At 58.9% G+C, this 12,205-nt stretch carries 11 protein-coding genes; 4 read left to right on the top strand and 7 right to left on the bottom strand.

Going from position 1 to position 12,205, the window contains the following annotated elements:
• Nucleotides 1-48: 48 nt before the first annotated feature.
• From QLG10_RS01210 to QLG10_RS01190, 5 genes are all read right to left on the bottom strand, one after another.
• Nucleotides 49-1,077, bottom strand: a complete 1,029-nt coding sequence (locus QLG10_RS01210) for a DUF5924 family protein (protein WP_110748432.1) — start codon at nucleotides 1,075-1,077, stop codon at nucleotides 49-51.
• Between the two features lie 64 nt (nucleotides 1,078-1,141).
• Nucleotides 1,142-2,518, bottom strand: a complete 1,377-nt coding sequence (locus tag QLG10_RS01205; protein ID WP_188263305.1) for an insulinase family protein — start codon at nucleotides 2,516-2,518, stop codon at nucleotides 1,142-1,144.
• A 164-nt stretch (nucleotides 2,519-2,682) separates the two neighbouring features.
• The gene (locus QLG10_RS01200; protein ID WP_110748426.1) at nucleotides 2,683-4,341 is read right to left on the bottom strand and encodes a Na/Pi cotransporter family protein; all 1,659 of its coding nucleotides are present in this window, start codon (nucleotides 4,339-4,341) and stop codon (nucleotides 2,683-2,685) included.
• Between the two features lie 294 nt (nucleotides 4,342-4,635).
• A complete protein-coding gene (locus tag QLG10_RS01195; protein ID WP_110748423.1) occupies nucleotides 4,636-5,403 on the bottom strand; it encodes a TerC family protein in 768 nt (255 codons plus the stop codon).
• A gap of 85 nt (nucleotides 5,404-5,488) precedes the next feature.
• Nucleotides 5,489-6,796, bottom strand: coding sequence for a CitMHS family transporter (locus QLG10_RS01190; protein ID WP_020798016.1), 1,308 nt, complete (start codon nucleotides 6,794-6,796; stop codon nucleotides 5,489-5,491).
• Nucleotides 6,797-7,204: 408 nt separating this feature from the next.
• Between QLG10_RS01190 and QLG10_RS01185 the strand changes: the two genes are divergently transcribed.
• Entirely contained in the window at nucleotides 7,205-7,606 is a 402-nt protein-coding gene (locus QLG10_RS01185; RefSeq protein ID WP_282485284.1) for a GFA family protein, read from the top strand.
• Here the strand turns inward: QLG10_RS01185 and QLG10_RS01180 are convergent, their stop codons facing one another.
• A complete protein-coding gene (locus QLG10_RS01180; protein WP_110748418.1) occupies nucleotides 7,607-7,933 on the bottom strand; it encodes a DOPA 4,5-dioxygenase family protein in 327 nt (108 codons plus the stop codon).
• An 85-nt stretch (nucleotides 7,934-8,018) separates the two neighbouring features.
• On the opposite strand from QLG10_RS01180, the gene QLG10_RS01175 reads away from it, so the two are divergent.
• Nucleotides 8,019-8,681 (top strand): NAD(P)H-binding protein, encoded by a 663-nt coding sequence (locus QLG10_RS01175; RefSeq protein WP_110748415.1) that lies wholly within the window; start codon nucleotides 8,019-8,021, stop codon nucleotides 8,679-8,681.
• Here the strand turns inward: QLG10_RS01175 and QLG10_RS01170 are convergent.
• Nucleotides 8,678-9,628, bottom strand: a complete 951-nt coding sequence (locus tag QLG10_RS01170) for a LysR family transcriptional regulator (protein WP_110748413.1) — start codon at nucleotides 9,626-9,628, stop codon at nucleotides 8,678-8,680. The two genes, QLG10_RS01175 and QLG10_RS01170, sit on opposite strands and share 4 nt — an antisense overlap.
• Nucleotides 9,629-9,742: 114 nt before the next feature.
• On the opposite strand from QLG10_RS01170, the gene betC reads away from it, so the two are divergent.
• Both betC and choX read left to right on the top strand, forming a co-directional pair.
• A complete protein-coding gene (betC, locus tag QLG10_RS01165; protein WP_282485283.1) occupies nucleotides 9,743-11,257 on the top strand; it encodes a choline-sulfatase in 1,515 nt (504 codons plus the stop codon).
• Between the two features lie 16 nt (nucleotides 11,258-11,273).
• Nucleotides 11,274-12,194: a choline ABC transporter substrate-binding protein gene (gene choX, locus QLG10_RS01160; RefSeq protein WP_179054925.1), complete on the top strand. Its 921-nt coding sequence runs from the start codon at nucleotides 11,274-11,276 to the stop codon at nucleotides 12,192-12,194.
• Nucleotides 12,195-12,205: the final 11 nt, after the last annotated feature.

The raw sequence follows: 12,205 nt of genomic DNA, 5'->3' as shown, positions 1-12,205 counted from the left end.
CGTGCTTTTTCGGCTATTACGCAGAGCTATGTAATAACACGAACTCACTCACTTTTCTTTGACCGGTGTGCTGTCTAATACCTTGAAGCGCAGCACACCGATCAATTGGCCGTCTTCGGTCAACACCCGCACCTGCCATTTGCCTGCCGGATTGCCAGGGAAGTTCTGCTTGTGAGTCCAGGCCCGGTAGCCTTCCTTGCGTCCACCGTGAATATCGAGAGGGATGCGATCGACCTCTTTGCCGTTGAATTGCCACACGTGATAAATCCGCTCGTCCAGTCCGCGTGGCGCGTTGATCGCCGTGTAGGCATAGAGGCCACCGCCGCGGATCTGCTCGGCGCTGACTTCTTCGAGGCTGGCGCCGGGGGTGCGATCCTGCATCTGCGTGCTGATGGCCACGTCGGTCATCCACAGGGTCGCGGGCGGTACCCACGAACGCAGTACCCAGCCGACACCGCCGATTCCCACGGTAATACTCAGGATCGCCAGGGCATTGCGCACGGTGCGGATCGGAAAGATCGACGCCAGGCTGGGGAACGACAACAGCACGGCGATGCCCAGTGCCCATTTGAAGCTTTGCGAGGTGGTCAGGTGCATGATCACCGGCAATGCGGTGAGCAGGGCGGCGAACAGGGTCAGGGTGTGCAGCGCCAGAAACGCCCAACGCCGGGGTGCCAGCCACTTGTAGTAGAGCGGGTCGATGATGGAAATCAGCGCCGCGATACCCAACAGCCCGGTGAAGAACAACTGGCCGCTGTTCCACGTCGTGGTGATGAAAAAGAACGGCAGGACGAAGAACAGGCTTTCCTGGTGAATCATCTGCGTCGCGTAACGCAGCAGTGGCTGGGGGATTTCCCGCTTGAAGATTCTGGTGAACAGCTTGGTCAGGCTGTTTTCCAGCATCAGCCAGACCCAGCTGATCAGCATGATGGTGGTGATCCAGCTCGCCAGACCCTGCTGGCGATCCACCAGAATGAAGCTGCCGATTCCGGAGATAAAGCCACCGGCCGCGATGACCCCGGGGTAACGCTTCATCAGCTCGAGGATGCGCTGGACGAAGAGGGTCAGGGTCGGCATTCGGCGGTTCACATTAGTCGTAGGAAAAATCCCTGACAGATTACCGCCTCATCGGCGAACGTGCTTACTTTCTGCGATGAAAACGCCATGCCGCCAGGCTCAGCAGCAACAACCCCGACAACCCGGCGATCATCCACATCAATTGGTCATAACTCACCAACGGTTTTTCGATCCGCATATAGCCCGGTTGCAAGAGCAATTCGCGCATGGCCTTGTTCGCTTGCGCCAGCGTGACGGCTTGCAACTCCCTGACCGGGTTGGCGAAACGGCCGTCTGCATAGTCTCCCAGAGAACTCCAGTAGTAATCGGCCAGGGCGCTGTTGCCTTGAACGGCCCACGACTGGCGGGCGATGGCGGCCTGTTTGAGGCGATTGAAGGTCTCGGCGTTGAGACCATCCTTGAGCAAACCGGCCTTCAGCTCATCCAGCACCTCTTGCGCTTCGGCCACGTCGTCGCGATCCAGGTCGGCATTCAGGCTCATGAAGCCAACGCCGCCAAACACCTCGCGCTCGGCCCAGGGACCATAGGACAAGCTGTGCGCCAGGCGCAGTTGGCGATAGAGTGCCCAGTCCAGATAGTCCTTGAGCAGGTCGAAGGTTTCATCGTGCTGATTGTCCAGTACCGGCTCCGGTACCAGCCAGTGCAGCTTGGCCCCACCACCGACGAAGCCGCGAATCAGGTTGCGCTCATGGGCCGCGCTGGCCTGGATTTGTGGCAGGGGCGGGTGCTCTGTCGGGTCGATGGCGGTCAGCGCGCCATAAGCCCGATCCAGATAGGCCGGCAGCAAGCGGTCGAGGTCGCCGACGACAATCAGCGTCATGTTGTTGGGCGCGTACCAGCCCTTGCGCACGTTCTCCAGCTGTTCGCGGGTCAGGTGATGGACTTGCGCACGCTCAGGGCATTTGAGGCCCAGTTCCACGGCCAGTTGTTTGCTGGCGGTATTGCCCAGGTCCTGGCGATCCAGCCAGCGTTGCAGGTGGGTGTAGTGGCCACCATCTTCACGCTCGACCACTTGCTTGGCGGCGTGGATGGCGTCGTCGTCGAAATGAGTCTGCGTCAGCAACGCCAATAGCAGATCGAGCACCTTGCGCTGGTTTTTCGCCGGGGCTTCGATCACAAAGGTGGTGTCGGCGTTGCTGGTGAAAGCATTCCACTCGCCGCCCAGCGCCTGCATGCGCTCCTCCAGGCCGCCTTCACCGCTGGCGTCGATGCCGCTGAACAGCAGGTGTTCGAGCAGGTGCGGCAATTCTTTATCGGCGCAACCGAAATCATCCAGGCCTACCCCGACCACCAACCGGATCGCCACGTGGCCGCGCTCAGGGGCGGGCTTGAGCAACAACTGCAAACCGTTGCGCAGGGTGTAGCCTTCGACCTGGAAGCGATCCAGGGCAAACGAAGGGAATGAGCCAAGCAACAGACAGGCGAACAACAGGCAACGCATAACGAGCTTCCATACGGCTGATTGGAGATCCGTGTCGCTTTCCAGGCAGCCATCGCGAGCAGGCTCGCTCCCACAGGGTTCTCAAATCAACTGTGGGAGCGAGCCTGCTCGCGATGATCTTGAACCCGAAACCAATGTTACTGACTGACCACCGTGCCAGACGTTCAAGGCGAATGCGTGATATCAGCCAAATCGTCGACCGCCAGCGCGCCAGTGTCGGAAGTTTCCAACACCACGTAGGCACTGCTGCAAAACAGCGAATTCAACCGCTTCATGTCGGCGATCAACTCCAGGTGCAGCGAACTGGTCTCGATACTTTGCACGATCTTACGTTGCAAACGACTGACATGCGCGTGGGCCAGGCGGCGTTCCTGTGCGCGAAAGCGACGTTTCTCACGCAGCAACTGGCGGGCACTTTCCTTGTCGGCACTCAGGAACACCGACAAGCCCAGGCGCAGGTTGGAGATCAACTGGCTGTGCAGCCCGGCCAACTCTTCCAGCCCCACTTCGGAAAACGACCGGCGCTGGGAGGTTTTCTGTTGCTGGACTTTGCGCAGCATGCGCTCGATCAAGTCACTGGCAAGCTTGAGGTTGATCGCCAGTTCGATGATTTCCGCCCAGCGCCGGCTGTCCTGGTCACTCAAGTCTTCCCGGGGCATTTGCGCCAGATACAGCTTGATCGCGCTGTAGAGCGCCTCCACGTCATCACTCAGACGACGCATCTCCTGGGTCACTGCAGTTTGCTTGCCGTGCAGCACGTCGAGCGTGGCTTCCAGCATGTTGTCGATCAGATCGCCCATGCGCAGGGTTTCCCGGGCCGCGTTGGCCAATGCCAGGCTTGGCGTGACCAATGCTGTCGGGTCAAGGTGCCGGGGTTTGGCCATACCGTTGGTTTGCGGACGTTCGGGCAGTATCCACGCACAGAACCTGGCCATCGGCCCGACACTGGGCAGCAGGATCAGGCAACGCGCGGTGTTGTAGAGCAGGTGGAAGCCGATCACCATCTCCTGGGGGCTGAAGTCGAGGCTGTCGATCCAGTGCACCAAGGGGTCGAGCACGGGAATGATCAGCAACAGCCCGATCATCTTATACAACAGGCTGCCCAACGCCACTTGGCGGCCGGCGGCGTTCTGCATGCTGGTGCTGAGGAACGCGAGAATGCCGCTGCCGATGTTGGCGCCGATCACCAGGCCGATGGCCACCGGCAGGCTGATCACGCTGGCGCCGGCGAGGGTCGCGGTCAGCAGGACCGCCGCCAGGCTGGAGTAGGAAATCATCGCGAACAACGCGCCGACCAGGGCGTCGAGCAAAATGTCGCCGGTCAGCGAGGCGAAAATCACTTTCACCCCTTGGGCGTGGGTGATCGGCGCGGCTGCTTCGACAATCAGTTGTAGCGCCAGAATGATCAACCCCAGGCCGATGCTGACCCGGCCCATTTGCCCTAGTCGCGTCTGTTTGCGCGACAGGAAGAAAATCACCCCGAGAAAAATCAGCAGTGGCGAGAGCCATGACAGATCAAAGGTCAGCACCCGTGCCATCAACGCCGTACCGACATCGGCCCCCAGCATGGTTGCCAGGGCAGGGGTCAGCGCCATCAGGCCCTGGCCGACAAACGACGTGACGAGCATCGCCGTGGCGTTACTGCTCTGGACCATCGCGGTCACGACGATCCCCGAGATGAACGCCAACCAGCGCTTGGACATGTTCTGGCCGATGACGTGGCGCAGGTTGGAACCGTAGACCCGCAAGATGCCGGTTCGGACGATATGCGTGCCCCAGATCAGCAAGGCCACGGCTGAGAGCAAATTGAGCAGGGTGAGCATGCTGGCCCCCTGTGGTGGTAGCGCCCCAAAGGAGCAAGTTGGCGGTGCCGCGCGACATTCTACGTTCTGTAGTTAAGCTGTAGTTGGCTAACGGTCTGGACGCCAGCATCGCATAGCTAAAGACGCGATTGAAATGAAACTGTCATGAAAACAGGCTGGACCGGCCCACCCAAAACAATTGTGGGAGCGGGCTTGCTCGCGAAAGCGTTGTGTCAGGCAACAATGATGTCGACTGACACTCCGTCTTCGCGAGCAAGCCCGCTCCCACAGGTTTTGCGTATTACCGCATTCGGCTTACTGCCCCGGAATGTCCTTGCGCAGTTTCACCGGGTCTTGCTGCTTCTTCTTTCTCGCAATGGCGGTGCGCATCTTGATATTGATCGCCTCCACCGCCAGCGAGAACGCCATGGCGAAGTAGACGTAGCCTTTTGGCACGTGCACGTCGAAGGATTCGGCAATCAGCACCATACCGACGATCAACAGGAACGCCAGCGCCAGCATCTTCAGAGAAGGGTGCTTGTCGATGAACGCGCTGATAGTGCCCGAGGCTAGCATCATCACCAACACCGCCACGACAATCGCCGCCACCATGACCGGTACATGGGAAACCATGCCGACGGCAGTGATCACCGAGTCCAGGGAGAACACGATGTCGATGATCGCGATCTGGATGATGGTGTAGAGAAAGTTGCCGCCCTTCATCGAAGGCTCGTCATCGCTTTCGTCTTCACCTTCCAGCGCGTGGTACATCTCTTGCGAGCTCTTCCACAGCAGGAACAAGCCACCGAAGAACAGGATCAGGTCACGCCCGGAGATGCCCTGGCCGAACACTTCGAACAGGTCGGAGGTAAGGCGCATGACCCAAGTGATCGACAACAGCAACAGAATCCGCGTGACCATGGCCAGCGCCAGGCCGAAAATCCGGGTGCGCTGTTGCATGTGCTTGGGCATGCGGCTGACCAGGATCGAAATCATGATGATGTTATCGATACCCAGGACGATTTCCAGGGCAGTCAGGGTAAAGAAGGCAACCCAGATTTCAGGGTTGGTCAGCCATTCCATGTGTATTCCTTTGAGCGATTGTTAAACCAAAAAGGGCCCCGACTTCAAACCGCGAAGCCTGGACCCGAAATGGTGAGTCTTGGGCTTATAGAGTGCTGAACAGCGGAAAAATCCCCATCAGCAATGCAGCAACCAGTATGCACATGCAAACCAGCACTGCCCACTTCAGGGTGAAGCGCTGGTGATCACCGAAGTCGATGCCAGCCAGGGCCACCAAGAGGTAAGTCGATGGTACCAGCGGGCTCAACAAGTGGACGGGCTGACCGACGATCGAGGCACGTGCCATTTCCACCGCGGTAATACCGTAATGGCTGGCGGCTTCGGCCAGTACCGGCAACACGCCGTAATAAAATGCATCATTCGACATGAAGAAGGTGAATGGCATGCTCACCAACGCCGTGATCACTGCCAGGTATGGGCCGAGGAAGTCCGGAATCACCGACAGCAGGCTTTTGGACATGGCATCGACCATGCCAGTGCCCGACAGGATACCGGTGAAGATACCCGCGGCAAAGATTAGCCCGACCACCGCCAGCACGCTACCGGCGTGGGCCGCGACGCGATCCTTCTGCTGTTGCAGGCACGGGTAGTTGACGATCATCGCGATACTGAACGCCACCATGAACAGCACCGGCAGCGGCAACAGGCCGGCGATCAGGGTGCACATCAGGACCAGGGTCAGGGCGCCGTTGAACCAGATCAGACTCGGCCGACGTGCGTCCGGGAATTGCGAAACGGTGATCTCGCTGTGATCGACCTCATCGCCGACCAGATGCAACTCCCCCAGACGCGCACGTTCACGCTTGCCGTAGAAGTAGGCAATGGCAAGGATGGCCAGGACCCCGGCGGCCATCGCGGGAATCATCGGCACGAAGATGGCCGATGGATCGACGTGCAGCGCACTGGCGGCACGGGCGGTCGGGCCACCCCACGGAGTCATGTTCATCACGCCACCGGCGAGGATGATCAAGCCGGCCATGATCCGCGGGCTCATGCCGATACGACTGTAGAGCGGCAGCATGGCGGCCACGCAGATCATGTAGGTGGTCGCGCCGTCACCATCGAGGGAAACGACGAGCGCCAGGACGGCGGTACCCACCGACACTTTCAACGGGTCGCCCTTGACCATTTTGAGGATCTTGCGCACGGCCGGGTCAAACAGGCCGGAGTCGATCATCAGGGCAAAGTACAGAATTGCGAACATCAGCATCACGCCGGTTGGCGCGAGCTTGGTAATGCCTTCGAGCATCATCGGGCCGATTTTCGGGCCGAAACCGCCAAACAAGGCGAAAACGATCGGGATGATGATCAAGGCGATCAACGCGGACAGGCGCTTGGTCATGATCAGGAACATGAACGTGATGACCATGGCGAAGCCAAGGAAAGTCAGCATGGGAATACTCCAGGCGTAGCGCGGCTAGGGAAATGGGCGGATCGGATGGGATCAGCGCAGAACGGGAAGCACGAGACGTACGGGCGGAGTTGCAGCGAAGCGGCGAAGAGAAGAGGACATCAGGGTCACCATTGTTGTTGTTTAATGGGCTGGGCGAACAATCGAACATTCGCTTTAGCCAACCGGTCTGTTGCCGGCAGTGAGGGCGATCCTAATCGGGGAAGCTTTCAGCCAGCTTTCGCCGATGAAAGCATTGACCGGATGCGCAACCGGTCGTCGGACCGGGGCAGGGAGGGGAGACCGAGTTGTGCCCTTCGCGAGCAGGCTCGCTCCCACAATGGTTTTGATCCCCTGTGGGAGCGAGCCTGCTCGCGAAGACGTCAGTGAAAATGCATCAGGAGAAACAGCATGGTCGATATGCATACCGGCGGCTGCCATTGCGGACAGCTTCGCTATCAATTCAGCGGCCCATTGCACGATATCGCCCATTGCCATTGCTCGATTTGCCGGCGGGTCAGCGGCGGTATCGTAACCACCTGGATCACAGTGCCGGCATCGACCTTTCAATGGCTGGCGGGAAAACCGGCGCGTTACGAGTCTTCGCTAACCTGCGCGCGCTTTTTCTGTGGTAACTGCGGGGCGCAACTGGCATTGGTGACTCACCTGAGCCCGGGCAGCATCGACGTAACCATCGCTACCCTCGATCACCCGGAAAAGGCCCCAGCCGAACGCCACATCTGGACCGACAGCCGCCTGCCGTGGTTGCATCTGGATGAGCATTTACCGGGCGAAGCCGAAGAAACACTCTGATCAGAAAATAGACAGGTCGAGCGGGCGAATCGCGCCCATCCAGATCGCGTGCTCGCTGTGATCCAGCAAATCGTCCCCGGTGTCGGGGTGCAGGAACACCACCAACCCCTTGCGGTTGAGTGCCAACCACGGCAATACCTCACCGATGAGCTCAGGGCCGAACGCCAGTTGGCAGCTCCAATCCGGGTGTGGGCCAACGGGGCGTTCGTGTACCCGGCCCATTTTCAGCGGGAACAATTGCGCCGCTTGCTCACACAGGGCCCGCGCCTGGTCGATGGTGCTGGCATCGAAATAGACATGGGCGTGGTAACCCTTGATCCGTTGCATCTGAATCCCTCCAAAACCGAGTCGAACCCTCACCATTTCCTGTAGGTCGAATGCCATACAGGAAGGAAAACAAGGGAGTTCAGCCATGAAAAATGCCGAAACCCCGGTGGTGAAAGTGGTGCTTTATGGTGCCATGAGTAGCCTGGGCAGTGCGCTGATGGCTGAAATGCTGCGGCGCCAACATGAAGTGATCGCCATTCTCGATGACTTGACGGCACTGGCACCGCGCCCGGGCTTGCGAACCAAGACTGGCGATCTTTTCGACGCGCAACGGGTCAAGCAAAGCGTGGCCGGCAGTTCGGCGGTTATCTGTTTATTAGACGCACCCGGTTTGCCATTCAACAGTGAACACGTGGAGAAAAACATTGTGCCCGGCCCGGTCGAGCAGGTGTTGGCGGTGGATGCATTGCTCGATGGCATGCAGGCAGCGGGTATCGCTCGGTTATTTCTAGTGGGGGACTTTGAGATCCTGGACGATCCTGAAATCGAAGACGGGTTGCAGCGCCACGCTGCGGAAGAAATCCGCGAAGCGCTACAAAGCAGTGCCTTGCACTGGACGATGGTGAACGCCCCGCGCGGAGTGCCTGGCTTGACCATCGAACATTTCAGCCAGATTGGCGGCAACCTTGAGCCGGGGCTGGCCGAGCCGCTGGCACGTTTGGCCCGCACGGCAGTGGGGATCGCTGATGAGTTGCATCTGAACCTGCATATTGGCGAGCACGTAAATTTTGTTGCCACCGATAGCTAGATCGCAATTGAGGGCAGTGCCATCCCGCTCAACGATTGCGCACTGCTGGCCTGCTCGGCCATCAACCAATCGACAAACTGCTGGATCAAGGCGCCACGCCGTTTGCGTTGTGGTAACACGACGTAATAACCCAGCCTGGAGATCACCGTTTCGGCAATCGGTCGACACAACAAACCTTGTGCCAGCAAGTTATCCACAAGGTGCCGCCAGCCAATCGCCACGCCCTGGCCGCCAATGGCGGCCTGAATCAACAAGGTGTAATTATCGAAACGCAATTGGCCGGGCGCCGGGGGCGAGGTGATGCCCAACTCGCGGAAGACCCCGCTCCAGTCAAACCAGAGGCTGCTGTTTTCGCCACGCAGGTGCAGAAGTGGAAACTCCAACAATGATCGAGCGGGTAGGGGCAGGGCACGATCATTCAGTAGTTGCGGGCTGCACACCGGGAACACTTCCTCGCTGAACAGCCAACGACTCTCGCCTTGCTTGAAGCGGCCATCGCCGAACAGCACTGCTACATCGATATCGCTGCGCAACATGTTATGGCTACGTTCACTGGTCACCAGACTGACGTCGACCTGTGGGTTGGCCGCGTGAAAGCGGTGCAACCGAGGCATCAGCCAATAGGCGGCAAAGGCAAAATCGGTAGCGACTTGTAGCACTTCATGCTGATGTTGGGCGCTAATTGCGCTCAATCCTGCATCGATATTCTGCAAACCCAGCTGAACTTGTTCGAATAGGATAGCTCCCGCCTCAGTCAGTTCGATGCCGCGATAGATGCGGTCGAACAGTCGAGCCCCCAACTGCTCCTCCAGTCGTTTGATTTGCTGGCTGACCGCCGGCTGCGTGGTTCCCAGTTCGACCGCCGCTGCCGTAAAGCTGCGTTGCCGGGCCGCTGATTCGAAAGCGCGGAGCAAATCCAGAGAAAGGTCACCAAGCGCGTCATACATAAGCTGTGCTTATCCTAGTCATTGCCGCCCGTGGGCTTTACCGCAAAGTGTATGGGTTACATCCTCGACCCCAGCACTCTCGCATAAACATCCACTATGGAATGCCGCGATCACATGAAGCGCAAGAACATTCTTTTCATCATGGCCGATCAAATGGCCGCGCCAATGTTGCCGTTCTACGGCCCTTCGCCTATCAAATTGCCTAATCTGAGCCGCCTCGCCGCCGAGGGCGTGGTATTCGACAGCGCTTATTGCAACAGCCCGCTGTGCGCACCTTCGCGCTTCACCCTGGTCAGCGGTCAGCTGCCGAGCAAGATCGGTGCCTATGACAACGCAGCGGATTTCCCCGCCGATGTGCCGACTTATGCCCATTACCTGCGGCGCCTAGGCTACCGCACCGCGCTGTCAGGCAAGATGCATTTCTGTGGTCCGGACCAACTGCACGGTTATGAAGAGCGCCTGACCAGCGATATCTACCCGGCCGATTACGGTTGGGCGGTGAATTGGGACGCACCGGATGTGCGTCCGACCTGGTACCACAACATGTCCTCGGTGCTGCAGGCAGGCCCCTGCGTGCGCACCAACCAACTGGATTTCGATGAAGAGGTGGTGTTCAAGGCGCAGCAGTACCTGTTCGACCACATTCGCGAGGATGGCGACCAGCCGTTTTGCCTGACGGTCTCGATGACTCACCCCCACGATCCCTACACAATTCCCAAGGCCTTCTGGGACCTGTACGACGACGCTGACATTCCGTTGCCGGCAACACCGGATCAACACGACCTCGATCCACACGCCCAGCGATTGCTCAAGGTCTATGACCTGTGGGACAAACCGCTGCCTGTGGATAAAATCCGCGACGCTCGCCGTGCCTACTTCGGTGCATGCAGCTATATCGACAGCAACGTCGGCAAACTCCTGCAAACCCTTGAGGAGACCGGGCTGATCGATGACACCATCATCGTATTTTCCGGCGACCACGGTGACATGCTCGGCGAACGGGGCCTCTGGTACAAAATGCACTGGTATGAGATGGCCGCTCGTGTCCCCCTGTTGATAAGTGCTCCAGGGCAATTCGGCGCCGGCCGGGTCAGTGCATCGGTATCCACCGCCGACCTGTTGCCGACCTTTGTGGAACTGGCCGGCGGCACTCTGGATCCGGGCTTGCCGCTCGATGGTCGTTCGCTGGTTGCGCATCTGCGAGGGCAGGGCGGACACGATGAAGTGTTCGGCGAATACATGGCCGAAGGCACTATCAGTCCATTGATGATGATTCGTCGTGGCGCTTACAAGTTCATCTACAGTGAAGATGACCCCTGTCTGCTCTTCGATGTAGTCAATGACCCGCGAGAACTGGAAGAACTCAGCCAATCGCCGCAACATCGTCAAATTTTCGACGATTTTCTCGCCGAAGCTCGCGCCAAATGGGACATTCCAGCCATCCATCTACAGGTGCTCGCGAGCCAGCGGCGCCGGCGTTTCGTCGCCGATGCCCTGACCATCGGCAAGCTGAAGAGCTGGGATCACCAGCCACTGGTGGATGCCAGTCAGCAATACATGCGCAATCACATCGACCTCGACGATCTGGAGCGCAAAGCACGTTATCCACAACCCTGCCAAAACCAATAATGTTAAGGGGAAGTCCATGCAAAGGTTATCCACAGTACTGACGGTCGGACTTCTGGCCCTGGGCAGTGCATCGGTGTATGCCGATCAAAGTTGCGAGACGGTGAAAATGGCCGACCCTGGCTGGAGCGATATCGCCGCCACCAACGCCATCACCGGGTTTCTGCTGGACGGCATGGGCTACAAGGCCAAGGTCGACACCCTCGCGGTGCCGATTACCTTTGGCGGGCTCAAGGATGGCCAGGTGGATGTTTTCCTCGGCAACTGGATGCCGGCGCAGCAGGGTTTCTACGACAAGTTCGTCGCCACCGGGGACGTCACGCAACTGGCGAAGAACCTCGACGGCACCGAGTTCACCCTCGCTGTCCCGGATTACGTCTGGGATGCCGGTGTGCATAACTTTGCCGACCTGAACAAATACGCCGACAAGTTCGACCACAAGATCTATGGCATCGGGTCTGGCGCACCGGCGAACATTTCGCTGCAAGAGATCATCAAGAAAAATGATTTCGACATGGGTCAGTGGAAACTGATCGAATCCAGCGAGCAGGCCATGCTTGCGGAAGTGTCCCGCGCGGTGAAGAAACAGAAGTTCGTGACCTTCCTCGGCTGGACGCCGCACCCAATGAATGTGCAGCTGAAAATGCATTACCTGAAGGGTGGCGAGAAGTACTTTGGCGATACCGGCAGCGTCCACACCCTGACCCGCAAAGGTTATGCACAGGCCTGCCCGAACGTCGGCAAGCTGCTCACCAACCTGAGCTTCACCCAGGAGATGGAGAACAGCATCATGGCCGAGGTGGTGAACAAGAAAGTCAGCAATGCCGATGCGGCCAAGGCGTGGATCAAGGCCAACCCGGCAGTGCTGGACAAGTGGCTCGATGGCGTGAAGACCGTGGATGGCAAAGATGCGTTGCCGGCAGTGAAAGCCAAGCTCTGACCACCCGACCT

Source organism: Pseudomonas sp. V98_8, from assembly GCF_029967975.1.
Classification (GTDB): Bacteria; Pseudomonadota; Gammaproteobacteria; order Pseudomonadales; family Pseudomonadaceae; genus Aquipseudomonas; species Aquipseudomonas umsongensis.
Note: the sequence above shows the minus strand (reverse complement) of the source record. Positions and strands in the feature narration are given on the sequence as shown.